Genomic DNA, 25,760 nt, shown 5'->3' with positions numbered 1-25,760 from the left:
AAGGCAAGCTTCAATTTTGAATGTAAGGTCTAAAGGTCGATCGACTTAACGAGATTGACTCAGCTCTTAACTCGTTCATGCTTTTATTAAACCAATGTTTCTGACAAGCATTGGTTTTTTTATTTGGTTTTTATGGGCGGCTAAGTGAATGAATTTATTTCGATTGGTATCTCATGGGTTGTGTGCCATATTTTAAAGCAACGGTGTTGTTGAATGCCTTAACTTAAATGAGTAGGGCTTAATTATCTGATGTTAGGAAATCATATGTTCAGTAGCTTGCGTGCTTATCGCTCGTCGATCATTTTATTAAGTGCGCTGTTAATTGGCGGCTTATTTGGAGGCTTGTTTCCTGAGTGGGCGATTAAACTCAAACCCATTGGGCAAATATTTTTAAATTTGCTGTTTATGATCATCGTGCCATTAGTGGCAGTGAGCGTGATGTCGTCGATTGCTCATATGACAGATTTAAAAAAGTTAGGTGCCTTATTAGTGTCGATTATGGCGGTGTCGATTGTGATGGCGATTGTGCCATCTGTTGGCGTCGTGCTATTAGCGCTCGCTTACGATCCGGCTCAGGGGGTGACCTTAGATTTGGCTAATACGGTCGATGCGGCATCAGGCAGTATGGATTTTGTGAGCTTATTAACCACCAATGATTTTGTTGGGCTGTTGTCTAAGTCGAATATTTTAGCGTTAATCATCATGTCGGTGATTGGCGGTGTTGCCATTGGTCAATCTGGTGAAGATGGCCAGGTAGTCAGTCGGCTTTTAGATAGCGTGAATACGGTTATTATGAAAGTCATTTCAATCTTAATGTATGTTGCCCCCATCGGCTTGGGGGCATATTTTGCTGCCACCATGGCCAGCCAAGATACAGAATTAATGGGCACTTTTGCCCGTGCTGTGGGGTTGTTCTTTGTTGCCATGGCGCTGTATTTAACCGTGGGGTCAACGCTATATGCCTGGATTGGCGGTGGGGTAAAAGGAGTTAAACAATTTTGGCAGCACATGCTTGAGCCTGCCGTTACCGCTTTGGGCACCAGTTCATCTTTAGCCACTTTGCCTGTGACCATTCGCAGTGCCGCAAAGATGGGCTTGAATGAGCAGATTGCTGAAATTAGCCTGCCGTTACTGGTTAATTTAAACAAAGGTGGCGCCGCTGCAATTACCGCGTTAAAGATTGTGTTTATCTATTCGTTATTAGGGCTCGATTTCACTACCGACGTATTTATGCTGACCATTTTGATTTCGGTGTTGTCGGCCTTTGTGATTGGTGGCGTGCCAGGTGGGGCGTTTTTAGGTGAGATTTTTATTGTGACGACATTAGGGCTACCTATGGAGGTGATCCCGATTTTAGTGGTGATAGGGGCAATTACTGATGCCGCATCAACAGTGATAAATGTGGTACATGACTTAACCGCAACGCAAATTATTGAGCGGATTAATGGCAAGTATTATCAGGCGGTTGAGCACGAATAAACCTTAAAATAGCCGCCACAGTATTTGTATTTACTTAGGCGGCTATGCTTCGGGGGGAAGTCTTATTGCGCTTCGCTCAGTGCAAGCACGTCAAAGCATGCGCCCATGGTGTGGTAGTCGGTTTTACCGATAGGGCTTTTTTGGTCGCCCAGGATTCGCTTGCTTTCAATTAGTTTTGTCATTGGGCTTGTGACGACTAAGACTTAAGAGAAGCAATCTCGGGTTCAACAAGCCTGATTGTTGAATCGCAGAGCCTAGCAACGTATGATGCGTTTTTTGATTTAACCCCCCAAGTCTCAATTCAAATACTATGCGCCATTTAACTACTAGTTATCATCCTGATACGCCTCAAGAGTTTATCGAAAATATTCAAGCGACCATGCTAACGCGTTTAGCGGCGCGAGCGATTGTGCTGCGTGGTAATGAGATATTGATGTTGTATACCCAACGCTATCATGACTATTCATTGCCTGGTGGCGGTGTTGATGATGGTGAGCATATAGAGCAGGGCTTAATTCGCGAGTTACAAGAAGAAACCGGCGCGCAAGTGGTGGGCGATATCATTCCGTTTGGCTTATATCAAGAGTATCGCCCATGGCGCAGAGATGGCTTTGAGTCGGTAAACATGCTGTCTTACTGCTATGTATGCAATATTGCTGACGAACTCGCTGAGCCCCAATTTGAAGCCCATGAAATCAATAATGGCATGGTGCCCGTTTGGATGGATATTGATGCCGCGATTCAACATAACCTCGACACCATGGCAAATAGCAACAAAAAAGGCCTCTCGATAGAACGAGAGACCTTTATATTAAAGCTGATTAAAAAAGAGTTGTTATAGGGTTATCACCCCTTCACCGGTTCGCATTAATCAGCTTTTGTTCATTGGCTAAATAGGGTTATGCGCGCACCTGGCCAACACCACTCACCAGATACTTTTCAGTAGTGAGCGACTCAAGCCCCATTGGGCCGTAAGCATGTAATTTGCTGGTGGCAATACCAATTTCAGCGCCAAGACCTAGCTCGCTACCATCAGAGAAGCGAGATGATGCATTCACCATCACTACAGAGGCATCAACAGTGCGTTGAAAGCGTGCTGCAGTCAATTCATTTTGAGTACAAATCACTTCAGTGTGATGGCTACCAAAACGACGGATATGATTAATCGCACCGTCAAAGTCATCCACTTGCTTAATGGCGATTTCAAGGTCTAGGTACTCTTGACCAAAATCGTCATCGCCCATCACATTGCAGGTGTCAAAATACGCTTTTGCTTGCTGGCAGGCATTTATTCTCACGTTATGCTCTGCTAGTGCGTTGGCCGCTTTTGGTAAAAATGCTCCTGCAATGTCTTTATGCACAATCAAACCTTCGAGTGCATTGCATACGCCTGTTCGTTGGGTTTTGCCATTAAGTAGCAGTGATAGCGCAATATCAAGATCGGCTTCTTTGTCTATGTATAAATGACAAACACCTTTAAAGTGTTGAATTACTGGCACCTTACTGTTGTCGGTGACAAAGTTAATTAACCCTTCACCGCCACGTGGAATAATGACATCAATATAGTCACGTTGCTGCATCAGCTCCATCATTAAGCCGCGATCAGGATCGGGTACCACTGTAATGAGCGCTGGTGGTAACTGATATACTTCGAGCACTTTTTGCAAAATAGAGGCAATCATTTTACTTGAGTGCAGCGCTTCTTTACCGCCACGCAAAATGACCGCATTACCTGATTTAAAGCATAAGGCACCGGCATCGGCAGTGACATTTGGGCGCGCTTCATAAATCATACATACCACACCAAGTGGAACGCGCATTTTACGAATACTTAAGCCATTGGGTCTGTCACCTAAATCCCGTTGAATACCCACTGGATCGGGCAGTGATGCTACGGTTTCAATACCTGCAGCCATCGATTCAATACGTTCATTGTTTAACGTTAAGCGATCTAACATTGCTGCGCCCATATTGGCGCTTTGTGCATTGGCTAAATCAAGTAAGTTGGCTTTAATAATTTCATCACTATGAGCGCGAAGCGCCTTTGCCATATCAAGCAAAATGGTGTTTTTCACTTGTTCATCTACCACTGCTAATGTTTGCGCTGCAATGGCTGCGTTTTGAGATAACGTCTTAATTAAACTCATATTTGCTCCAAAATGGCGATGTCTTTATCTGAAATCAAGGGCCCGGTTTTTTGCTGTGCATTATTTGCAAACTCGCGGTCATCTTGATCAGATATAAAATGAAGTAAGCAACTACTGTAATTTGATTTGGCTTTTGCCAATTTAGTGCCATCGCCTTTGCGCACTAAAACAGTATCTCCAACGGAAAAGTTACCTTTAACGGCGACTACATCGTCACTTGTTAGTTGCGTATCTTGTTCTTCAAGGTCTGCGTTGAAATCGTTTTCAACGATTAACTCACCTTGTACTTGAGAGGTATGCGTCATCCAATGTAAGTGTTCTTGCATTGGTTCGTCATACGGGGTGAATAAGGTTCCTGGGTTTTGACCTTTTAGCAGTTGGTTAAACGTATCTGCATCAAAACCATCAACAATCATGGTTTCAATTCCGTGTGAGATGGCTTTTTCTGCTGCTTGTATTTTTGTGCGCATGCCGCCAGTACCCACGCTGCTGGTTGCACCGCCAGCCATTGCAAATATGTCTGGGTTGATATCGGTTACCTGTTTGATCAACTTGGCATCGTCATGCAAGTTAGGGTTTTTGGTGTATAACCCTTTTACATCAGAACAAATAATAAGTGCATCAGCATCAGAGGCCGCAGCAACCATCGCAGATAAATTGTCGTTATCGCCGACACGTAATTTGTCAGTTGTAACGGCATCATTTTCATTAATGATTGGCAGTAAACCATGGTCTAATAATGTAAAAATGGTTTCTTTAATACTCACATAACGTTCACGATCCCGAAGATCGCCGTGGGTAACTAGTAGCTGTGCCGATGGGAAATCAAATAGTTTGTCCCAAGTGGCCATCATGTCAGCTTGTCCTGCAGCAGCCATTGCCTTTTTCAGCGGTACACTGAGCTCTTCTACATCAGCAAAGCGGTGTTTCCCGGCTGCAACCGAACCCGATGACACGAGTACCACCTGACAACCTTGAGCGCGGCAATTTGCAATAAATTGTGCAATACCCAATAGATAATGACTGCTGCACCCCTGTTGATGAGGCGCAATAAGTGCACTGCCTACTTTAACGACAATGCGTTTCCAATGTGACGTTGACATTATATTCTCTCGATTATTTCTGCTCAGCTAGTACGCGGCCGGCTTCGTGGAAGGTATCAACTGTTTTTTCGCAAGGTTCAGTATCAATAGCACTCGTGACCCAAATCACCACACTGCTGACAATAAAGCCTGGGATCATTTCGTACATCATGCTCGATAATACTTTGCCATCGGCAAGGACAGGGGCATATATCCAAAATAGAACTGTAGCAGCACCTGAGACAATACCAGCCATGGCCGCTTTGTGGGTGAGGTTGTGTTTGTATAGACTAAATAAGATTAAGGGACCAAACGCTGCGCCAAATCCTGCCCAAGCATTACTCACTAATGATAAAATGCTGTTTGAGCGATCAAGCGCTAATAAACTGGCCACAACTGCAACGCCAGCAACCCCGAAACGGCCCATTTTCACCATTTCTTGTTCAGTGGCTTCTTTCTTTGAGATCACGCGATAAATATCTTCGGTTAGCGAGCTTGAAGACACCAATAGCTGTGATGAAATGGTGCTCATGATTGCTGCTAAAATTGCTGCTAATAAAAAGCCGCTGATCATCGGGTGGAACAGTAATTCTGAAAATACGATAAAAATGGTTTCAGGATCGCTTAATTTCATGTCGAACTTATTAGCGTAAGCAATGCCGACAAGGCCTGTTGCCAGTGCGCCAACGATGGTTACTGTCATCCAGCTCATGCCAATACGACGTGCTATTTTGATGTCTGAAACAGAGCGGATCGCCATAAAACGAACAATAATGTGTGGCTGACCAAAGTAACCTAAACCCCAAGATAAACTCGAAATTAATCCTAAAAGGGTGACGTTTTGCATGCCTTCAGAAAAATGCGGAATTGATTCATAGGCAAAGTTCATCATTTTGTCTGCTGTGGTAAATTCTTGGTAAGCCACTACAGGCACCAAAACTAACGCGACAAACATAATGCAGCCCTGAACAAAGTCTGTCAGGCTCACGGCCAAAAAGCCGCCGAGTAAAGTGTATGAAACAACCACGCCCAACGTCACGGCTAGCCCAAGCTCATAATTTAAGTCAAATGCTGAAACAAATAATTTACCGCCAGCCACTAAACCAGCTGAGGTATATAAAGTAAAGAAAATGACAATAATCACCGCGGCGATAATACGAACGTTGCTATTAGGTGCATGAAAACGTTTAGCAAAAAACTCAGGTATTGTGAGTGCGTTGTTTGCGACTTCGGTGTATACCCTTAGTTTAGGTGCCACAATAAGGTAGTTCACCAGTGCACCAATTAATAAACCAAGTGCAATATAGATGGTTTCAAACCCCACTAAAAACATCGCACCAGGTAAGCCCATTAGCATCCAGCCACTCATGTCTGAGGCGCCAGCTGAAAGAGCTGTAACCTGTGGGCTAACCTTACGGCCGCCAAGAATATATCCAGATACATCACTGGTAGACTGTTTATAGGCAAACAATCCAATGCCAAGCATGACCAGAAAATAAATTGCTAATGAAACATAGGTTAAATAATGCATGAACTACTGGCCCTCTAACGCTTTGTTATTTTGAATCCCATTAGGTTTCAACATGACAAAGAGATAGGTACTTAATATGGCAAATAAGCACAGTAATTCGGTCGCATCTTTCAGTTTTAAGACTGTTTTGTGCCAAATTTGCGTAATGAGATTTTCTTCCGTCTGAATGTCTGCTGACATTGTGCCCTCCTGAGCGTGTAAATTTAGGTGTGTTTGCAATAAATCGTTAAAAAATAGCAATAAAAAAACCACTAATTTAGTTAGTGGTCTAACTATAATAACACTGTTTGCCTGTTAGATTCCAATCTAAAACGCCCTGAACCTCAGGTTTGGGGTTAAGTTAGGGGGGGCGAGTTAGCTCAGATCCCATAGCCTGTAGGGGCAAGCGCCTGATTAAATTTTATAAATGAATTTTTTACATCTATAGATTTTTGGCTGTTAAATGGGGGTTTTACAACAAAATTGCTTAAGTTGCTGGCTTCATTATGGTCTTAATTGATTTGCGGTTAAGTATGACGTTAGCACTTTTGTTACTGCTATGTACGGTGCACCTTGGCTTAATCGTTATTGTTTCCTTTTAGCAAATTGATTACACATCAAACCATTGTGCGGAGGTTGACAGCATGTTATGGGGTACTGTGATCTGTGTGTTAGTTTGTAAGGATTGAAATGCAGATTACTCACGAAACGGTTCGCTTTATTGCACCATTGCATGATTTTTCATTTTCAATATTGCTATTTATTAGACGCTCGGTCTAATATATGTTTAATGAATTTACCCAATACAAAACCTCGAAGAGGTAGGCCCCCAAAAGTATCTCGAGAAAATCCAGATACCCGCGCTGCATTAATCCGCAGTGGCCTTGAACAATTAACAGAGCATGGATTTGCCGCGTCAGGTATTGAGCCTATTTTAAAAAAGGTTGGCGTACCTAAGGGGTCCTTTTATCATTATTTTGCTAGTAAAGAAGCCTTTGGGCAGGTTGTGTTACAACATTATGCCGATTACTTTTTGGCTAAATTAACCACTCATTTACAGGATGAGACTACAGCCCCTTTAACTCGGATCCGTCATTTTGTGGCAGACGCTAAAGCGGGTATGACTCGTCACCATTTTAAACGTGGTTGTTTAGTGGGTAATTTAGGTCAGGAGGTTGGTATGTTACCTGAAAGCTTCAGACCGCAGTTGATAGCCATATTTGAACGTTGGCAAGATTGCTTAGCACATTGCCTTGCTGATGCCGCTGCACAAGGGCAAATTGCGGCCGATGCAGACTGCCAATTGTTAGCAGAAAACTTTTGGGTTGCCTGGGAAGGCGCAGTAAGCCGGGCAAAGTTAGTGGAAAATGGATCCCCCCTGGATAATTTTTGCGATTTGTTTATTGCAGCACTACCTAAATAGCTAAATACAGAATGATAGCGTTATGACTCTGCTACGAGATCAATGAGTTTTAATCTGATTAAAAATGTTAACCATTAATAGACGATCGGTCTAAATTAGGAGTAAGTCATGTTTAATGCCATGTTAATAGAAAAAGATGATCAAGGTTACCGCACTACAGTCAAGTCTGTTGATGAGTCTGCACTGCCTGAAGGTGATGTCACTGTTAAGGTGTTATATAGCACCTTAAACTATAAAGATGCGCTTGCAATAACAGGTAAAGCACCTGTAGTTCGTAGTTTTCCTATGGTGCCAGGTATTGATTTGGTTGGTATTGTTGAGCAAAGCGACAGCGATAAATTTAGCGTTGGCGATACTGTGTTACTAAATGGGTTTGGCGTGGGCGAGGTGCACTGCGGTGGACTTGCGACAAAAGCACGTTTAAAAAGTGATTGGTTAATTGCCCTGCCGAGTGCCTTTACTCCTCGTGAAGCAATGGCGATTGGCACCGCAGGTTATACTGCCATGTTGTGTGTTATCGCCCTTGAAAAAAATGGTGTCACGCCAGATAAAGGCGACATTTTAGTGACCGGCGCTAATGGTGGGGTTGGCAGTTTTGCTATCGCTATTTTAGCTAAACTTGGTTATACCGTTGTTGCGTCTACAGGTCGCGTCGATGAAAGCGATTACCTTAAAAAGCTTGGTGCCAGCGAGATTATTGATAGAGCAACGCTATCAGAACCGGGTCGTCCTTTAGCTAAAGAGCGTTGGGCTGGTGCGGTCGATTCGGTTGGCAGTCACACGTTAGCTAACGTATGTGCCAGTACTAAATATGGCGGTACTGTTGCTGCTTGTGGTTTGGCTCAAGGCATGGATTTACCTGCGAGTGTAGCGCCATTTATTTTACGCGGTATTACCCTTGCCGGTGTAGACAGCGTAATGCGTCCGATTGCCGATAGAGTAGAAGCATGGCAACGTTTGGCCGATATTATTGAACCATCAGTATTTGATGATATTGTTCAAGAAGTGAGCTTGGCTGAAGCGCAAACTGTGGCGAATGATTTGATGAGCGGTAAAGTGCGAGGCCGCGTGGTTGTTGATGTTAATCGATAACTAATGGATTATGTTGTGCCTCTAAAGGCTTTATGTAAGTTTGTATAAAGTCTTTAGCAGGCATAGGCTTAGCGAACAAATACCCTTGTAAATAATCACACGATAATTGCTGTAATATTTGGTGTTGTCCTTTGGTTTCAACACCTTCGGCAACCACTTTTACGTTTAAGTGACTGGCCATGGTAATAATCGCTCTGACTAAGGCAATGCTACTTTCATTGGTTTCCATGTGCTGAATAAACGAGCGATCAATTTTGAGGATATCGATATCTAGCCTTTGAAGATAGGCTAAAGACGAATAGCCAACACCAAAATCGTCAATGGCGATGTCGATACCATATTGATTTAATCGATGCATTTGCTGCTGAATAGGAGAGTCAGGATCCATTAAGGTATTTTCAGTGACTTCAATGATCATGGTATCTCTAGGTAGGCCGAACTTGTTACACGTTGCCAGCCACTCATCGACCCATTTACCGGCGTGATCGATTTGCAAAGGTGATGTATTTACACTTACCTGAGTCACTTTGCCGGTTAATCTAAACCAGTGGGCAGCATCTTTTATCGCCTGCTCTCTTACCCAATTCCCTATGTCTTCAATTAATCCATTTTGTTCTGCCAGTGGAATAAATTCATTTGGGCCCACAAGCCCGAGCTGTGGATGTTGCCAACGGATGAGGGCTTCTGCTTTGCCAACATTGATGCCGTCTATGTCAAAAATGGGTTGGTAATATAGTACAAACTGATCTGTTTTAAGTGCAACGCGGATCTCTTCTAGTTTTCGACGTTTTTCAATGGCTTGCTCTTCTATCACGTAAGAGAAAAACTCATAGCGATTGCGGCCTTTGCTTTTTGATAAGTACATGGCTTGATCGGCATGTTTGACTAAGTCTTCTACGCTACGGCCATCGGTTGGGTAAAAGGTTAGCCCTATACTCCCAGTCACATACACTTGAGAGCCATTGATGCTAATGCATTGCATGAGGCTTTGTTTTACTTTTTGGGCAATATCACTGGCACGTTCAACATCGTTGATACCTTCAATGATCAAGGTAAACTCATCACCGCCAAGTCTGGCAACGGTATCGTTACTTCGTACACAACTTCGTAAGCGCTTTGCCACTTGATGTAAAAGTAGATCACCGTAATCGTGACCCAATGTGTCGTTTACTTCTTTAAAACCATCTAAATCGATAAAAATTAATGCAAATTGCATATTATCAATATCAATTAGTGACTGTAATTTTTTATAAAAGTAGCGTCTGTTTGGTAAGTCGGTTAAACCGTCTTGGTAGGCATATTCATGCAATTGAGTGTTGGCGTTTTCGAGCTCTTTAGTACGTAATGCTACCTGACTTTCTAGTAAAATATCTCGCTGTTCTATGGTGTCTAGCATGCTGTTAAAGCAAGTTGCTAGTTGGCCTATTTCATCTTTTGAGTGCTGTTTTGCCCGTAGGCTATAGTCGTTTGATTTGGTGATTTTATCAGCCGTATCGGCAAGATATAAAATTGGGCTTAAAAATATTCGACGTAATACTAGTGACAAAAAGAGACTCAGCGCAAAGGTGGAAAGCAACAATAACAGCAAAAATTTACCGTAAAATTGAATTCTATCCTTAATATAACTGTCATTGGCCGTGATGGATAATTCACCATATTTTTGGTTGTCTAATGTTAAAAGGGTGCTTACTTTGGTGACGTTACTTGTTTCATTCAAACTGGTTTTATCAATGTTTGGCGCAGTCGATTCGGCTAAAACGTCACCGTTAATGTTCGTTACCGAGACTAAAACAATGTCTGATCGTGATAATACCGGTTTGATGAGTTCGGCAATGGTGTCTTGGTCGTCAAATAATAATGCCGCAGTGATATTGGGCGACAGCATGTTGGATACGCTTTCAAGGCTTTCGATTTGTTCGCGTTTTGCTGAGTTCAGCTCATAAGCACTAAAAACTAACGCCACAGAGACGGTCGATACTATGGCCACACTCATTAGCATCAATAATACTTTTTTACTTATTGTGTCTATGCGTAGTAATGATTTCATCGAATTATTGTTCCATCACTCGACCAAGACGCAACACTTTTGAGCTCATGGTAATGTTGGCTGATAAAAGCTTTTCGGGTGAGACTTCAAAACGAACTTTACCACCGGATAAAAAGAACCGTATTTGTCCACCTTGAGCGATAAAGTCTTCTGTTTCTCCAACAATCATCACATTTTTTAGCTCGTTTAATGATGCGTTGTTCCATAACGTTAGCGTACCTGAAGTAATAAACAGGACTTGGCACTGGTTTAAGTCGGTTTCGGTTAAAGATACCGTGAGTGTTGTAATGGGAGTGTTATTGACGGCTCTATTTTTTAATACCGTACTGGCGACGTCGATGAAATTGCTGTCGGGGCTACAAAGTGAAAAACGGCTCAATGTTGTGGGCGAGTTTGTCCATTCGCTGTAACGCGCAAAATTATATAAAAACCCCGCTTTGAGTGCGTACTCGGTGTCAATAGCATGCGCGTTTTGGCTTAACATAAGCAAAAACGGTAGCATCAACACCATAAATACTCGTTTTATCTTTAGCATTACGTGAGTTAAAACTTCGCTGTTAATTTAAAAGTGACGCTTTCATCGATGTAATTGGGTATGGTGTATGTTTCTCTCGTATTGTTGTACTCAATGTGTGAACCTGCAAACAGGTTTTTACCTATAACCGCGGCTGACCAGTTTTTATGGAAAGCCCATTGCCAAGTTAAGTCTAGTGCAGTGTAATTATCGACATTGTAAGCATCACTATTCTCAACCCGTATTAACGCATAGAGACGGTGTTGCTCAAAAATTTTGATGTCTGATTTGGCAAATAATTGACGGCTTGTTGAATCGTATCCAATTGCCCTGAATGTGTTTTCAGCCAAATTATCGTCAAAGGTATTGTAGCTGTAGCCCAGCTCTGCATTGAATATGTCTGAGGGCTGCCAGGTTAAAATAATATCACCACCATTAGTGGTTACCTCGGCATTTGACACTAAATCAAAGTTTATTGATGTCGTCGTTAGGCTTTGCATCGCCAACGCTATTTCGCCCTGTTGTAATAAGGCAAAAATCGGTAAAAATTGCTCTGCGTTTGCATCAACTTCAACCGCTAATACGTCGCTCACTTCGGTATGGTAAAGCGATACATCTAGACCCCAGTGGCCTTGAGATAAGCGATAGCCTAACTCGTATGATACTGACTCTTCAGACTTAACATTATTGTTACCGTTTAGGTATGTCTTAATGTAGTACTTGTCTATCATGTCAATGCCAGTGGTAATGGGTGACACTTCTTCTACACGTTGGCCGTCAATCGTAAAGTCGTCGTTAAATTCAATTAACGAGGGCACACGGACACTTTTAGATATTGATGTCCATAACACCTGATTTGGCTGTAATTTCCAGACCAATCTTGCTAGGGGTTGGTTTTCCCAGCCGGTTAAATCGTTATGCTCAATTTTTGCGCCAAGAATAACGTCTAACTCATTGTCGATAAGGGTATATTGTGCCTGAACTAACGCGCCGTATTGCTCTAAAGTGTTGTAACCACCATCGCTGCGCACAAAGGAACTTTCAGCGAATAAAATATCGTTATAGCGGTAATTTAATCCCCAATCGAATTTAAGATCGCCATACAAAAAGTTCATTTGGTAATCGACATCAAATGATGAAAAATCTTCTTGAAGAAAGGTTTGGCTGCCCGATTGTTTTAACCAGGAAGTTTGTAGCATTTGGTTTGCATCGTCTGATATGCGGTTTTCTATACGAGCCATAATACGTGAGTCAGTGCGATCTAAATGGCCAGAAAAAGACACATTGCGATTGGTTTCGTCAATTACGCCACGAAAGTTTTGTCCTAAAGTCGACTCAGTAATATTACCCTGTACTAACCCTGACCATTCATCACTTGGGGTAAAATCAAATCGTGCCCCAGCAGAATGTTGCTCAGTAAAGTCAGCTGGTTCAAGATGGATGCCTTTGTCTGACTCATCACCATCTCTTACATGCCCATAAACACGAAAACTGCCTTTATTGCCAAGATCTCCACCATAGCGCAAATTAGCATCATGGTTTATTTGGCTACCACTGCTAATGTCTGCATGCAGGCCTCGAGTATCTATGCTGTTTTTGGTAATAATGTTGATGACCCCATTGTTGGCATTACTGCCCCACAATAAGCCACCTTGACCACGTATGACTTCAATTCTTTCAATGTCGTATAGCGGCACATTTAGGGTTTCCCAGTATACGGCAGCAAACTTAGGGGTATAAAAGCTTTGGCCATCTATCATGACTAATAATTTAGCTGAAAACCGTGAAGCGACACCGCGAGAGGTAATTGCCCATTGGTTGTTGTCAAGTTGCCTAACCGCAAGCCCTGGGACCATTTTGAGTGCCTCAGGGATCGAGGTTGCACCAGAACGGGTAATTTGTTCTTTGGTTAACACATAAATAGAAGATGCGGTATCGAATGCGGATTGGGCTCGTTTCATTGCCGAAGTGACTTGTACATCCATTGCCATTAACGAATCTAGGTCTAAGTCAAGGTTGCTAAGAGGCTCTTGTGCGATAACGCAAGGTGTCACGAGCAGAGACCCTATTAGTAATCTTTTTACCATCTTCAATGTATTACCCTTAATGCACTTATTGTTAAGCTCTGGTTAGCTTTAGAAGCAGCTGTTGTAGCGGTTAACGTGATTATTTAAATTTATAATGCTTTTTTATTGCATTGTATCAGTTAACTGTTTGAGATAAAGAAGAATGCTGCATTGGTGTAATACTTTATAGCTACTTTATGACTGCTTGGTAACTACTTTATCGCTACTTTGATAACTAAATCATTAACTTTATAGCAAACAAGGCTCTACTCCTTGTTGTGGTTTACTCTTAAAGCATTAGATAAATTGTATGTAATTATTTCTGCATATATACAGATGTTTAATTGGTTGCTTAAATATCACTCATGTCTTTGTTGTATTTATGTTGATATTTTTAGTGGTGACAACTGGGGTTGTGACTACAAATATTGTTCTGAATTGAGACATAAAGGATCCCCAAATACAGGGTAACAACAAGGATAATAATAATGGATTTCAATAAACTCCTGCTCGCGATGGGCATGGCGTCGACAATGTTTATTGTCGGTTGCGGCGACGATACCGATTTCACAAAAACCACTCAACCTACACCAGAACCCGAAGTCACACCTCTGCTGCAAGCTTTTGCTCCAAATGGCGCGCTTAAGGCGCAGATCCGCCGCACCCAATATGGTGTACCGCATATTACCGCAGACAATTTAGAAAGCTTGGGCTTTGGTAGTGGTTACGCTCAAGCGCAAGATAATCTTTGTGTTATGGCCGATGGTTTTGTTAAAGCCAATTCTGAGCGTTCAATGTATTTTGGCCCGCATGCCTCAATCGACTTTTCAACGGGGTTGCCCACCAGCGAAGATAACGGCAACTTAATTTCTGACTTTGCCTACAAAGCATTAAAAATCAGAGAGCTTGCTGAAACGCAATACAGCCAGTTTAGTTATAACTCGCGCGCGTTAATGGAAGGTTTCAGCGCCGGCTACAATCAATTTTTAGCTGACGTTGAAGCCGGTGAACAAACCGCTGAGCCTTTTTGCGCCGGCCAACCTTGGGTTAAACCCATCACTGGGGTTGATGTAGCTAACTATTTATTTTCGGTCGCGCTGCTACCGGGCGCGGCTAACTTTTTAGATTTAATCTTTTATGCAAACCCTGGCGATGGCGAAGAATACTTACCGCGCATTGTTGGCCCCGCGGGTTCATCGGTGCAAACGGCCTTTGTTAGCGACATGAACCGCAAACTGATAGCTCGAGCGGCAAATATCACTACACCTGACACCAACCCACGGGATTTAGGCTCCAATGGCTGGGGCCTAGGCAAAGATAAAACCGAAAATGGTAAAGGCATGGTATTGGGAAATCCACATTTTCCGCATACTGGTAATTTACGTTTTTGGCAGTCGCACTTAACCATTCCTGGCCAAATTGATGTGATGGGCGGATCGCTAGTCGGCATGCCTGGCCTGGTTAATATTGGTTTTAACAAAGATGTTGCCTGGACGCATACCTTTTCAACGGCTGAGCATTTTGTGATGTACAACCTTGAACTGATGGCCGGTGACAGATTGCAATACATGTTCGACGGCGAAGCCATGCCAATCACTAAAGAAACCGTTTCGGTGTTCGTCAATGCAGGTGCGGCGGGAATGCTGGTTGCTGAAAAAGACATATACACCACAGCTAAAGGCCCAATGGTTGAAGCGCCACCTGCGTTAGCTCCCTTTGGCTGGGATGACGGCCAGGCGTTTATGATCCAAGATGCCAACATGGCGAATAAAGATCCGCTTGACCATTGGTTAGCCATGAACCGTGCCAGCAATCTTGATGAGTTTCAGCAAGCCTTTAAAGATTATGATGGCGTGATTTTTAATAACACCATGTATGCCGATAAAGACGGTAATGCGTTTTATATTGATGATTCAACGGTGCCGGGTTTTTCTGATTTTATTATCGGTGTCCTTAAAACCACCCCAGAGATCATTGCGGCTAAAGCCCAAGCGGGATTTACAATATTGCCGGGTAACACTTCAACGTTTAGTTTTAGCGAACCTATGCCATATGAGCGTGCACCCAAGCTTGAGCGAACTGACTTTGTGCAAAACTCCAATAATTCATTTTGGTCAACTAACTTAGCCCAGCCATTAGAAAATTTCTCACCGTTATACGGACCTGAGCGCGGTCAATTATCGTTGCGAACTCGTATGGGGTTAACCTTAATGGATGATGCTGCTGGTGATGACGGTAAGTTTTCGTTAGCTGAATTAGAGACCGCATTGTTGTCTAACCGTGCTTATTTACCTGAGTTAGTACTTGCTGATTTATTAGCGCAATGTGCTGAACAAGGTGACACGCCTGTTGTTGTTAGTGCAAGCTTGTCTAAAGATCTTAGTGCATCTTGCGCGGCGCTAACTGCGTGGAATGGTAAACAAGATAACGACAGTGTCGGCGGGGCATTAATTCGTGAGTTTGCGCATCAATTTAATCAAGACACCATGTTGACTCAGGCATTTGATTACACCAATGCTGCCTCTACACCCAACACACTTGCCAGCGATGGTAGCGCGCTCGTTGCTTTAGCTCATGCAGCGCTTAACCTAGAAGCCGCAGGGTTTAGTGTTGATGCAAGCCTTGGGGAAGTGCAGTTTGTTGAAAAGTCGCTACCAGATGGCAGCGCATCAGGGGTTAAATTACCTTGGCCGGGCAGCCATAACGCTGAAGGTGGCTTTAATGTGTTTTCGACCAGCTTGTCGGGCGACGATACATTAATTCCTCAGCATAGTTATGCCGCTGTTATGGATGTATTATCAGGTAAGGCGGCTTCGTCGGGGTTAACTGCGCAAGGTTATCAAATTCGCTATGGTTCAAGTTGGATGATGACGGTCAGCTTTACCGATGATGGGCCGGTTGCTAAGGGCATATTGAGTTACTCGCAATCAAGTAATGCATTAAGTCCAAGCTTTAACGATCAAAGTGAATTTTACTCGACTCAAAAACAACTTCGGCCATTGTTGTTTACCGAGGCAGACATTCAAGCATCGCTTGAATCGACCACTGAGCTGAGTTTCCAACGAAATAACGAGTGATAAAACTGACTAAAAACGACTCATAAATGATGGGTCGTTTTTTAATGATGAGTTGACTAAGCCTCTGATTAAGTCACATAAATGTATCCAAATTGCTAGGCTTCATAAGCTGTTGAGCTTGGCAACCCCTACTTTGGTATAATACGGTCTTGCTTGACCTATATAAACAAGTGCAACAAACTCGCCCTATATTCTTATATTTATAATTAATGGGATGATAAAACCATGCTGATCTTCCTCATTTGTATTGCGCTGTTATTGCTCGCATACAAACTCTATAGTCCGTTTGTTGAGAAACAAGCCGGTATTGACCCTAACTTACCCACTCCACAGACACGGTTTAACGACGGTGTTGATTATGTGCCTGTTCACCCTGCAAAAGCGTTTTTAATTCAATTTTTAAACGTGGCTGGTGTTGGCCCTATTTTTGGCCCTATTTTAGGTGCGTTATACGGCCCGATTGCGTTAGTGTGGATTGTGTTGGGTAACATTTTAGGTGGTGCGGTACACGATTACTTCTCTGGGGTAATGAGTATCAAAGAAGACGGTAAAAGCTTACCTGAAATCGCCGGCCACTATTTTAACATCTACTTTAAAGCCGCCATGTTGGTATTTACTGCAATGCTACTGTTTTTTGTTGGCGTAGTATTTATCATGAGTCCTGCGGGGTTGTTAAGTAACCTTGACTACTTTAAAGACACTATTTTTGCTAGCAACACCTTTTGGGTGTTAGTGATTCTCGCCTACTACTTCTTTGCAACATTATTGCCAATTGACAAGATTATCACCAAGCTATATCCATTTTTTGGTTTGCTAATGATTGTAATGACCACGTCTATAGCAGTGGCATTGTTGATTAATGCACCTCAGTTACCTGAGTTTGGCGACGTTTTTGCTTACTTTGACCATAGCCATTACAACAATGACTTGTTAGAGCCTAACCCAGATGGATTACCAGTATGGCCATTATTATTTGTGACTATTACCTGTGGTGCAATTAGTGGTTTCCACTCAACTCAAGCACCGATTATGGCGCGTTGTTTAACCAACGAAAAATACGTGCGCCCTGTTTATTATGGTGCAATGGTTTCTGAAGGTATTGTGGCATGTGTATGGGCAACAGCGGGTATTGCTGCGTTCCCTGGTGGTTATGTTGAGCTTAAGGAAATTCTTGCGCTAGGCGGCCCTGGCATGGTGGTTAACCAAGTGGCCACCACTTACCTAGGTGTTGCAGGTGGTATTATGGCGATTATTGCGGTTGCTGTATTCCCAATTACCTCGGGCGATACTGCGTTTAGATCGCTTCGTCTTACCATTATTGATGCGTTTAAGATCCCACAAAGCATGACTAACCGCTTATTAGTGGCAGTACCTGTATTGATCATTGCGTACTTTATGACAAAAATTGACTTTACGCTTATCTGGCGCTACTTCGCGTTCTCAAACATGTTGTTGTCTACCAGCGTGTTGTGGTTAGCAACTAAGTACTTGTTTGACCGTGGCACCATTCATTGGATTGTGAGTATTCCTGCCATTATTGGTACCTGTGTAACCGTGTCGTACATTATGACTGCCGGTATTGGTTTTGGCTTACCACAAGAGTTAAGCCAGCCTGTTGGTGTTGCTGTTGGTGTGGTCGCCTTTATTGGTTTGTTGATTGCACATAACAAACGTAAAGCGGCACCCGCTGCATAATTGTTTAAATGATTGATATAAAAGGGCTGCAATTTGCAGCCCTTTTTATTGTTTTTTTAGTGAGCGTTGTTGAAAACGCCTTGGATGCTAATGCCCGATACGGTCGAGTTTTTGAATAAGCTCCATTTTGATGTTGTCTGGTGTTTGGCTGTGCCAGTATCCACCCACGTAAGCAAACAACGGCAACATAAACATCACCGTCAGTAAGATAATTAATACCCCTCTAGTAGACAGCTTGATACCGTTGCGAGTACTAAGTTGTAACGCCTCTTTTTTAGGGCAGGCTGATACGCAGCGCATACAGGCCTGGCATTCATCTGAGCGAATATCTTTTTGAGTATGCACCGAAATATTAGCAGGGCAGGCTCGAGTGCATTTGTCGCATTTCATGCCTTTTGTTTCAATTAAACAATGTTGGCTGTCTCGGCGAATTTTAAACGGGCTTAAAAAGCTCATTAAACCAAGTAGTGCACCATATGGGCAAATATAACGACAAAATCCCTGACGGCGCCAGGCGGCTAACATAAAAATCATCCCAAAGCAGATTAATGCCACCATTGATGGCATAAGGAAAAATGCAGCCATTTTGAGGTCGGCGACTTTGTGATAATTACCTGATAAATAATGTGGAATACTGTTTGAAGGCATTGAAATAACTAAAGCCAATAGCGCGGCCAATAACAGGTATTTAAGCATTCTTAATGGCCAATCTAACCATGCTGGTGGTAATAGCTCTGCCTTAATAACGCGTTTTCTGAGTTTATAAAGATACTCTCCTGCTAATCCTAATGGGCATGCCCAACCGCAAAATGCACGCTTACACAGCACGCCAGTAAGCAATACCACACAGAGCATCACCACGGCAGCTGGATGGTTTTGGTCCCATAATCCTAAGGTTAAAATGGCTTTTAACTCAATGCCGCCTGCAATAGGTAAAAAGGCGTCGCCCACATCGGGTCGCATTAACCAGGGCGTTTCACCTGCGTACAAAAGCCCGGCATTAATGGCGTACTGTACACCCACTAACAACATTGAAAGGGCAAAAAAGTGTTGGCTGAACTCTCTAATGGTATTGGGTCTACCTTCGGCAGTGGCAAATGCTGGTTGGTACTGCCCTATAAGGGTTACGAGCAAAACACAAAGTAATAAAATTAATAGTAAAGGCCAAAAAAAACTCGCAAGGGTGGCGCCAACTAATAATGTTCCGCTGATCAGTGCGCCCCATTTTTTGCCGCTCCAATAAAGCAAGCTGGTGCTATAAACTAATGCCAGCATTAAGGTTATCGATTCTATTGTGCTCATGGATACATTCCTGTAAATGAATGGAACTCGGTACATGATAAATAGTGAGTGTTATGAGTGTTGTGAGCTCGATCGATAAAGACCTGCTGTTTTGTAATTCTTTGATCTATATTGTTTTGTTCTATTTTTGTAAATGATGTAACTCAGTTGTTTAGCAAAAATAGGTTAGGTGCTTATGTCATCAAGTTGTCTTAATTACGAGTTAACTTAAGACGATTATTTGGCCTGTGAATTAGGATGAATGGGTAAATTTTCATTTGAGCATTGTTTCGAAATCGATACGTTAAAGCGGTTAATTGCCCAGCATCAGCACCTGTTTAGACATCAATCTTTAGCCGATTTATATTATCGAGGTGAAAAGTTATCGGTAACAGCCATTGAGCTTGGCCAGCAACAACAAAACTGTCCTACGGTGTTATTTGTGGGTGGCGTTCACGGTGTAGAGCGTATTGGTGCTCAAGTGGTGTTGGCATTTTTAACCAGCTTATTAAATCGACTCCCTTGGGACACGCATTTACAGCAATTGTTGCAACATGTGCGCTTAGCGTTTGTGCCTGTGGCGAATCCGGTGGGTTTTTTACGTGGCAGCCGTGGCAACGGTAATAATGTTGATTTAATGCGTAATGCGCCGATTGACTCTGACGAGGACGTGACATTTTTAGTCGGTGGGCAACGCATATCCTCCAAACTGCCCTGGTATCGAGGCAAAGCAGGGATGGAACTTGAAACCGAAGCACTTGTTAATTACGTCAAACAACTACAGCACCAAAGTAGCAGCGTGATTGCACTTGATGCCCATTCTGGTTTTGGCTTGTTAGACCATGTGTGGTTTCCCCATGCGCATACACGCCAACCATTTGAGGGTATGGGCTACATATATCGATTAATGCAGTTGTTTGAGTCAGGCTATCCTCATCATGGGCATTATCGTTTAGCGCCGCAAAGCCAATTTTATCGCACTCATGGAGATATTTGGGACTATTTAGTGGCCACTAACTCGAGTGAAAAACCGTTAATTCCGCTCACTTTAGAAATGGGCTCTTGGGCATGGGTGCGTAAAAATCCGCGTCAACTGTTTAACTTTCCAGGTTATTTTAATCCACAACAATCCCATCGCCATCAGCGTATTTTACGCCGCCATGTTGTATTAATGCAGTTTTTGATTGATGCCGCTTACGCTCAAATTATTGAGCAGACAACGCCCGCACAGTTGATACACTTGACGCAACAAGCTAATCGTTTTTGGTCTAAAAAAGGCTAAATCATGACTACCATCGTGTTATTAAGAGGGCTTATGCGTGACAGTCGCCATTGGTATGGATTTGATGAGCGATTGAGCCAGCGAACAGCCCCCCCTTTGTTTAATGTGATATGCGTGGATTTACCCGGTAATGGCACTTTGGCCGGACAAAAGAGCCCGATGGCGTTGCAAGATTACTGCGCGGCAGTTTGGCAACAAATAGACGCCGCCTTAATCGCCCAACATAAGTCTTTAGAACATTCGCCATTGCTACTGGTGGGGTTGTCGATGGGCGGCATGTTGGCTTTAACCTTGGCGGCTCAATGTCCTGAGCGAATTAAGCAGGTTGTACTGATTAACAGTAGCGCGGCAAACTTATCGCCCTGGTATCAGCGTTTTCAAGTGGGGGGATTATTGGGCGCGTTAGTAAAGGTATTGACCAATGCGATGCAAAACCGTGTATCGGGCAGTCAACCCCCAAAACCGTATCACTGGTTAGAAGCCACAGTGTTAAGGTTTACCAGTCAACAGTTAGCAATACATCCTCAAGTGATTACAGCCTGGAGCAAACTGCGCCAGCAATGTCACACCTCTTTTGGTAATGGCTTGCGCCAACTCTATGCCTCGGCGCGTTTTCAGTGTCCTAAATTAACTGGGGTACGGGTTGTGGTGGTGGTGAGTAATCAAGACAAACTCGCTCATCCTAAATGCAGTGAGCAATTAGCACTGTTTTATCGCACTCAGTTACACAAACTGGAAGACTGTGGTCATGATGCAAGCCTCGATAAACCACAGCAATTACAACAGCTGTTAATTGATACGCTTGTTTAACGGGATGAGCCTTGCCATTTTTTTATATCTTGCTGCCAGGCATTGGCGGTAAAGTCGATAAAGGCTCTAACAACGGTTTGTTGGTAACTGCGTGACAGGTATACCGCCCATAAGGTTTTACCCGGCGCCGTGGTATTGGGCAGAACTTCGATTAGTTCAGCGCGGCTTAGATAATGGTTTGCCAAATCGGTAGGCAAGCACACTATGCCATTTCCACGCAGAGCAGCATTGATTAATACTCCCATATCGTTAGCCTGTAAATTGCCTGAGATATCCAATAAATGCGAGTGTGAGTCGGCAATAACCTCCCAACGTTGTTGGCTCGAGTGTCGTAAGCAATTGTGTTGTAGCAAATCATTAGGCGCCAAAATGGCGGCATGTTGCGCCAAGTAGTCTGGCGAGGCGCAGATGACGTTGTCGATGTGCATTAAACGTCTAGCAATTAAGCTTTCATCTGGTTGGTGGGTGTAACGCAGAGCGATATCGACCCTGTCGTTGACTAACTGCGAGACATTATCTGACAGTAATAATTGAATATTGACCTGAGGATGAAGACGGCAAAAAGCCTCTACTACATCGTACAGTTTTTGCTGTCCAAGGCCGATAGGGGTGGCGATTCTAATTGTACCAACCAGTTCAGTATTGTGGCTGTGGGCGCGCGCTTCCATGGCGGTGACTTCGCTTAAAATACGTTGGCAGTAATTAAGCGCCTCTTCACCTTGCAAGGTAAGACTCACTCGGCGTGTAGTGCGGTGCAGTAAGCGTAACGCCAGCCATTGTTCAACTTCTTTTATGTGCCGAGAAACCTGTAATCGGCTTAAACCCAGTTGCTCCGCCGCTTGGGTAAAACTGCCGCAGCTTGCTACTTCAACAAAGCTGCGTATTGCAGATATTTTGTCCATCACATCGTCCTATCTCGACAGCCAATGGCTATAAGCTTTCTATGTTTTCCAACAGGTTATTGGCTTTATTAATAATGGCTTGTTGGGTGTGTTCATCCATTTTTTGCCAGTTTTTATACACCATCGTCATGCGTGGATTACGGTTAAAGTGTTGCTGATGACGCTGAATAAAGTGCCAATATAAACTGTTGAATGGGCAAGCGTTGTCTTCTGTTTTGAGTTTGACATTGTAATGACAGCTTTTGCAATAGTCGCTCATTTTATTCAGGTAGTTGCCACTGGCGGCGTAAGGTTTCGTGGCGACAATACCGCCGTCGGCAAATTGAGTCATACCGCGGGTGTTGGGCATTTCGACCCATTCAATGGCGTCAATGTAAATGCCTAAATACCATTGGTCTACCTCATCTGGGTGTAGCCCCGCAAGCAAACTAAAACAACCCGTGACCATTAACCGTTGAATGTGGTGAGCGTAGGCATAGTCGAGTGACTGCTTGATGGCTTGGTGCATGCAATTCATTTTGGTGTTGGCGGTCCAAAAATAATTTGGCAATGGCCTTTGGGCTTGTAAGGCATTTTTAGTGGCATATTTGGGCATGTTGCCCCAATAAATACCGCGTACATATTCACGCCAGCCCAGTATTTGCCTCACAAACCCTTCAACTTGGGTGAGTGATATTTCTTGTTGATTGGCTTGCCAGTATTGAATCACTTTATTAATTACTTCACTGGGAGAAATCATTTTTGCATTAATGGCAAATGAAAGGCGTGAATGATATAGGCTCCAATCGGCACGGCTGTTTTCGGTCATCGCATCTTGAAAACGCCCAAAACGAATGAGTAAGTGCTGGCAAAAATAATCAAGTAACTGCCGAGATTGACGGCGATTAACCGGCCACAATAATTGGCTTTGTGCTTTACCAATCGTATTGATATTGTGCCGTTTTAGCCGGGCTAAAATAGCGCTGACATCGTTAGCAAATAATAATGGCGAGGGAATGTCGGCGAGGTCTTGTTGTTTAAAATGCTCGCGGTTTTGCGAGTCAAAATTCCATTGTCCGCCTAAAGGCTCATCGTCTTTCATCAGCACATTAAAGCGTTTGCGCATACGCCGATAAAAAAATTCCATTTTAACGTGTTTGTTAGCTGCAAATTGCGCCTTGATATCGTCAAACGGCAATAAAAAATGCTCGCTGTCATACTTGTTTTTGGTCACATTTGGCCAGGCCAACTCAGCTAACTGTTGTGCTAGGCGATATTCATCTGGCTGTTGGTACTCAAATGCCGTGAGCTGTTTGCTGGTAATGATGTGCTCAAGCAATGCAGGCAAGTCTGAGTAGTGTTGTGTCTCATCTAGCGTAAGGTAAATCACTTGGTGGCCGCAATTAGCTAGGGCGTTGGCGAATTCGGCCATGGCGCTAAAAAAGGCACAAACTTTTTGCACATGGTGAGTGGTGTAGGTGGCTTCCTGGCCTAGTTCGGCAATCAAATACACTGTATTTGGGCTAACTTGCTTAAACCAACTGTGAGATGCATTAAGTTGGTCGCCCAAAATGAGTCTTAATGTGGTGGTTTGCGGCAGCAATGTTGGTGAAGCATTTTTAAAAAGCGTTGTCATAGTCATTACCTTTAATTATTGGTGCCGGCGACAGCGTTCAGAACAATATTTAACGTTTTCCCAGTCTTTAGCCCATTTTTTACGCCAGGCAAAAGGTCGTTGGCACACAACACAGACTTTGTGTGGCAGATGAGGTTTTTTATGTGTCATGGCGATGGCTCGTGCGTTTGGCTTTGGGGCGCACATGGCGATTTAACACTGCCGCAATATATTGTTTAACTTGTGGTTGTTCACGATATGACCATAAGCGATCGCGGGCAACTTGTGATGCCACAGTTAAATCAATCATAGGTTCGGGGTAGTCACGGCCTAAAACTATGTCGTTAAAAATCGCCTCCATGGGCGGCTGTAACCATGGCTGGTGGATATAGTCATTGGGTAAATTGTTAAGCTCGGGGCACCACTGACGAATAAACTCACCGTTAGGGTCCTGATCCTGTGATTGTTTAATGGGGTTATACAGCCTGATGGTGTTAATGCCTGTGACAGAAGCCTGCATTTGCAGTTGTGGGTAGTGAATACCTGGCTCAAAATCGAGAAAATAATTAGCCAAAGGTAAGCTTGCATGTTGCCAAGCAATATTAAGATGGTGGGTCACAAAACTAATCAACATGGCGCGCATTCTAAAGTTAATGTAGCCAGTTTGGCGTAAACAACGCATGCAGGCATCAATAATCGGAATGCCGGTTTGACCTTCTGCCCAGCGCTGAAGATCCTGTTGTACTTGGCTATCTGTGCGATAGGGATAATCAAGATATCCAGGATTTACTGGGGTAAATTCCATACTGCATTGGCTTTCAAATTTTTGCATAAAATGACAATGCCAGTGCAGGCGCGACATCATGGCGAGTAAGGGTTTTCTCCACGCCTTGTTTGTATTTTTAGCCTCGTTGTAGCGTGTTAATGTGGCTTGATATACCTGCTTTAAACTGATGTTTCCCCAAGCTAAATACGGCGATAAGCGTGAGCAATGAGTACGGCTTAAGCTCGGGCTAGAAATGCTGCGCTGGTAGTTTTTACCTCTGTGAGTCAAAAAACTGCTCAGTATTGCTCTGGCCGCCTTAGGTCCTCCAGATTGAAACTGGTCATTGGCGGTTATGATGGCATCATCAAGCGTGGGAGCTTGATAGTGATTGAGTGTTTGTATCTGGCATTGCTGCCATTGAGGGATCGCAATAGGGCTGTTCATGACTTGTTGCCAATGTTGATCCCAGGCAATGCGATGTTTACGCCCCCGAACCACGGCGCCAGTGGGTGATTGTTGCCAATGAATATGTTGTTGATTACACCAGTGTGCTACAGCTTTATCGCGCTCAAAACTGTTGTGCAAACCTATCTCTTGATGACTATAAATATTTTTTATTTCAAACTGTTGATGCAACGCTTGCAGCAGGTCGATGATCGGCAGGTCAAAGATGTAGATCTGGCCTTTAAATCGATTTAGCTGTTGATTCATATCCTGCAATGACTGCCACACAAAACGCCAATGGCGTTCGTTGTAATGGGCGTCGGCTAACATAAATGGCTCAAAGGTATAAATCAGCAAACAGGGTAAATCATGATTAAACGCATCGACAAGCGGCTGATGATCAGACAAACGCAAGTCGCGTTTAAACCAGACGATATTAATAGCTTGTTTGGTCGTGTCGGCCATGGTGGCAAAAATCTCATGCTGAATGAGTAATGAGATACGTGTTAACTCGGGGTTTAGATTGCTTTTAGGTGGGCAAATATAGTT

20 protein-coding genes are annotated in these 25,760 nt (G+C 43.4%); 8 read left to right on the top strand and 12 right to left on the bottom strand.

From position 1 onward, the window contains the following. The first annotated feature begins 264 nt into the window (after positions 1-264). The gene (locus IEW93_RS07570; protein ID WP_188738589.1) at positions 265-1,479 is read left to right on the top strand and encodes a dicarboxylate/amino acid:cation symporter; all 1,215 of its coding nucleotides are present in this window, start codon (positions 265-267) and stop codon (positions 1,477-1,479) included. Positions 1,480-1,789: 310 nt separating this feature from the next. Continuing rightward, positions 1,790-2,320 (top strand): NUDIX hydrolase, encoded by a 531-nt coding sequence (locus IEW93_RS07565; RefSeq protein ID WP_188738588.1) that lies wholly within the window; start codon positions 1,790-1,792, stop codon positions 2,318-2,320. Positions 2,321-2,378: 58 nt separating this feature from the next. Here the strand turns inward: IEW93_RS07565 and IEW93_RS07560 are convergent, their stop codons facing one another. Genes IEW93_RS07560 through IEW93_RS07545 form a run of 4 tightly spaced genes read right to left on the bottom strand, consistent with a single transcriptional unit; the run spans position 2,379 to position 6,419 of the window. After that, on the bottom strand, positions 2,379-3,626 hold the full coding sequence (locus tag IEW93_RS07560; protein WP_188738587.1) for a glutamate-5-semialdehyde dehydrogenase: 1,248 nt from the start codon (positions 3,624-3,626) through the stop codon (positions 2,379-2,381). Further along, positions 3,623-4,729, bottom strand: coding sequence for a glutamate 5-kinase (gene proB, locus IEW93_RS07555; protein WP_188738585.1), 1,107 nt, complete (start codon positions 4,727-4,729; stop codon positions 3,623-3,625). The genes IEW93_RS07560 and proB overlap by 4 nt, the downstream gene beginning before the upstream one ends. 13 nt (positions 4,730-4,742) lie before the next feature. Next, on the bottom strand, positions 4,743-6,239 hold the full coding sequence (gene putP, locus IEW93_RS07550; protein WP_188738583.1) for a sodium/proline symporter PutP: 1,497 nt from the start codon (positions 6,237-6,239) through the stop codon (positions 4,743-4,745). A 3-nt stretch (positions 6,240-6,242) separates the two neighbouring features. Continuing rightward, complete coding sequence (locus IEW93_RS07545) at positions 6,243-6,419, bottom strand: hypothetical protein (protein WP_188738581.1); 177 nt, start codon at positions 6,417-6,419, stop codon at positions 6,243-6,245. Between the two features lie 589 nt (positions 6,420-7,008). Here IEW93_RS07545 and acuR point away from each other — a divergent pair. Continuing rightward, positions 7,009-7,641: an acrylate utilization transcriptional regulator AcuR gene (gene acuR / locus IEW93_RS07540; protein WP_188738579.1), complete on the top strand. Its 633-nt coding sequence runs from the start codon at positions 7,009-7,011 to the stop codon at positions 7,639-7,641. Positions 7,642-7,749: 108 nt separating this feature from the next. Beyond that, complete coding sequence (gene acuI / locus IEW93_RS07535; protein ID WP_188738577.1) at positions 7,750-8,733, top strand: acrylyl-CoA reductase (NADPH); 984 nt, start codon at positions 7,750-7,752, stop codon at positions 8,731-8,733. Here acuI and IEW93_RS07530 read toward each other — a convergent pair. Genes IEW93_RS07530 through IEW93_RS07520 form a run of 3 tightly spaced genes read right to left on the bottom strand, consistent with a single transcriptional unit; the run spans position 8,723 to position 13,387 of the window. Further along, a complete protein-coding gene (locus tag IEW93_RS07530) occupies positions 8,723-10,780 on the bottom strand; it encodes an EAL domain-containing protein (RefSeq protein ID WP_188738575.1) in 2,058 nt (685 codons plus the stop codon). The two genes, acuI and IEW93_RS07530, sit on opposite strands and share 11 nt — an antisense overlap. 4 nt (positions 10,781-10,784) lie before the next feature. Continuing rightward, a complete protein-coding gene (locus IEW93_RS07525; RefSeq protein WP_487250664.1) occupies positions 10,785-11,306 on the bottom strand; it encodes a YfiR family protein in 522 nt (173 codons plus the stop codon). Between the two features lie 17 nt (positions 11,307-11,323). Then, positions 11,324-13,387: a TonB-dependent receptor plug domain-containing protein gene (locus IEW93_RS07520; RefSeq protein ID WP_373284892.1), complete on the bottom strand. Its 2,064-nt coding sequence runs from the start codon at positions 13,385-13,387 to the stop codon at positions 11,324-11,326. Positions 13,388-13,848: 461 nt separating this feature from the next. Between IEW93_RS07520 and IEW93_RS07515 the strand changes: the two genes are divergently transcribed. Next, positions 13,849-16,437, top strand: coding sequence for an acylase (locus tag IEW93_RS07515; protein WP_188738571.1), 2,589 nt, complete (start codon positions 13,849-13,851; stop codon positions 16,435-16,437). Between the two features lie 225 nt (positions 16,438-16,662). Beyond that, positions 16,663-18,132, top strand: a complete 1,470-nt coding sequence (locus tag IEW93_RS07510; protein ID WP_188738568.1) for a carbon starvation CstA family protein — start codon at positions 16,663-16,665, stop codon at positions 18,130-18,132. Between the two features lie 87 nt (positions 18,133-18,219). Here the strand turns inward: IEW93_RS07510 and IEW93_RS07505 are convergent, their stop codons facing one another. After that, positions 18,220-19,434, bottom strand: coding sequence for a 4Fe-4S binding protein (locus tag IEW93_RS07505; protein ID WP_188738565.1), 1,215 nt, complete (start codon positions 19,432-19,434; stop codon positions 18,220-18,222). 241 nt (positions 19,435-19,675) lie between these two features. On the opposite strand from IEW93_RS07505, the gene IEW93_RS07500 reads away from it, so the two are divergent. Both IEW93_RS07500 and IEW93_RS07495 read left to right on the top strand, forming a co-directional pair. Beyond that, positions 19,676-20,695 carry a DUF2817 domain-containing protein gene (locus IEW93_RS07500; protein WP_188738564.1) on the top strand — a complete coding sequence of 340 codons (1,020 nt, stop codon included), beginning with the start codon at positions 19,676-19,678 and terminating at the stop codon, positions 20,693-20,695. A 3-nt stretch (positions 20,696-20,698) separates the two neighbouring features. After that, entirely contained in the window at positions 20,699-21,505 is an 807-nt protein-coding gene (locus IEW93_RS07495) for an alpha/beta fold hydrolase (protein WP_188738562.1), read from the top strand. Here the strand turns inward: IEW93_RS07495 and IEW93_RS07490 are convergent. Genes IEW93_RS07490 through IEW93_RS07475 form a run of 4 tightly spaced genes read right to left on the bottom strand, consistent with a single transcriptional unit; the run spans position 21,502 to position 25,676 of the window. Further along, a complete protein-coding gene (locus IEW93_RS07490; RefSeq protein WP_188738560.1) occupies positions 21,502-22,407 on the bottom strand; it encodes a LysR family transcriptional regulator in 906 nt (301 codons plus the stop codon). The genes IEW93_RS07495 and IEW93_RS07490 overlap by 4 nt on opposite strands. 28 nt (positions 22,408-22,435) lie before the next feature. Beyond that, the gene (locus IEW93_RS07485; RefSeq protein ID WP_188738558.1) at positions 22,436-24,022 is read right to left on the bottom strand and encodes a cryptochrome/photolyase family protein; all 1,587 of its coding nucleotides are present in this window, start codon (positions 24,020-24,022) and stop codon (positions 22,436-22,438) included. Between the two features lie 15 nt (positions 24,023-24,037). Beyond that, positions 24,038-24,172, bottom strand: coding sequence for a DUF2256 domain-containing protein (locus IEW93_RS07480; RefSeq protein ID WP_188738556.1), 135 nt, complete (start codon positions 24,170-24,172; stop codon positions 24,038-24,040). Further along, a complete protein-coding gene (locus IEW93_RS07475) occupies positions 24,162-25,676 on the bottom strand; it encodes a cryptochrome/deoxyribodipyrimidine photo-lyase family protein (RefSeq protein WP_188738554.1) in 1,515 nt (504 codons plus the stop codon). The genes IEW93_RS07480 and IEW93_RS07475 overlap by 11 nt, the downstream gene beginning before the upstream one ends. Between the last annotated feature and the right edge of the window lie 84 nt (positions 25,677-25,760).

Source organism: Shewanella inventionis, from assembly GCF_014641855.1.
In the GTDB taxonomy this organism is placed as follows: Bacteria; Pseudomonadota; Gammaproteobacteria; order Enterobacterales; family Shewanellaceae; genus Shewanella; species Shewanella inventionis.
This window is presented reverse-complemented; position numbering and strand designations above follow the sequence as displayed.

Excerpts from the sequence above, each read along its gene's own strand:
- IEW93_RS07570 (WP_188738589.1), top strand. The coding sequence starts at position 265 with ATGTTCAGTAGCTTGCGTGCTTATCGCTCGTCGATCATTTTATTAAGT.
- IEW93_RS07565 (WP_188738588.1), top strand. The coding sequence starts at position 1,790 with ATGCGCCATTTAACTACTAGTTATCATCCTGATACGCCTCAAGAGTTT.
- IEW93_RS07560 (WP_188738587.1), bottom strand. The coding sequence starts at position 3,626 with ATGAGTTTAATTAAGACGTTATCTCAAAACGCAGCCATTGCAGCGCAA.
- proB (WP_188738585.1), bottom strand. The coding sequence starts at position 4,729 with ATGTCAACGTCACATTGGAAACGCATTGTCGTTAAAGTAGGCAGTGCA.
- putP (WP_188738583.1), bottom strand. The coding sequence starts at position 6,239 with ATGCATTATTTAACCTATGTTTCATTAGCAATTTATTTTCTGGTCATG.
- IEW93_RS07545 (WP_188738581.1), bottom strand. The coding sequence starts at position 6,419 with ATGTCAGCAGACATTCAGACGGAAGAAAATCTCATTACGCAAATTTGG.
- acuR (WP_188738579.1), top strand. The coding sequence starts at position 7,009 with ATGAATTTACCCAATACAAAACCTCGAAGAGGTAGGCCCCCAAAAGTA.
- acuI (WP_188738577.1), top strand. The coding sequence starts at position 7,750 with ATGTTTAATGCCATGTTAATAGAAAAAGATGATCAAGGTTACCGCACT.
- IEW93_RS07530 (WP_188738575.1), bottom strand. The coding sequence starts at position 10,780 with ATGAAATCATTACTACGCATAGACACAATAAGTAAAAAAGTATTATTG.
- IEW93_RS07515 (WP_188738571.1), top strand. The coding sequence starts at position 13,849 with ATGGATTTCAATAAACTCCTGCTCGCGATGGGCATGGCGTCGACAATG.
- IEW93_RS07510 (WP_188738568.1), top strand. The coding sequence starts at position 16,663 with ATGCTGATCTTCCTCATTTGTATTGCGCTGTTATTGCTCGCATACAAA.
- IEW93_RS07505 (WP_188738565.1), bottom strand. The coding sequence starts at position 19,434 with ATGAGCACAATAGAATCGATAACCTTAATGCTGGCATTAGTTTATAGC.
- IEW93_RS07500 (WP_188738564.1), top strand. The coding sequence starts at position 19,676 with ATGGGTAAATTTTCATTTGAGCATTGTTTCGAAATCGATACGTTAAAG.
- IEW93_RS07495 (WP_188738562.1), top strand. The coding sequence starts at position 20,699 with ATGACTACCATCGTGTTATTAAGAGGGCTTATGCGTGACAGTCGCCAT.
- IEW93_RS07490 (WP_188738560.1), bottom strand. The coding sequence starts at position 22,407 with ATGGACAAAATATCTGCAATACGCAGCTTTGTTGAAGTAGCAAGCTGC.
- IEW93_RS07485 (WP_188738558.1), bottom strand. The coding sequence starts at position 24,022 with ATGACAACGCTTTTTAAAAATGCTTCACCAACATTGCTGCCGCAAACC.
- IEW93_RS07480 (WP_188738556.1), bottom strand. The coding sequence starts at position 24,172 with ATGACACATAAAAAACCTCATCTGCCACACAAAGTCTGTGTTGTGTGC.
- IEW93_RS07475 (WP_188738554.1), bottom strand. The coding sequence starts at position 25,676 with ATGGCCGACACGACCAAACAAGCTATTAATATCGTCTGGTTTAAACGC.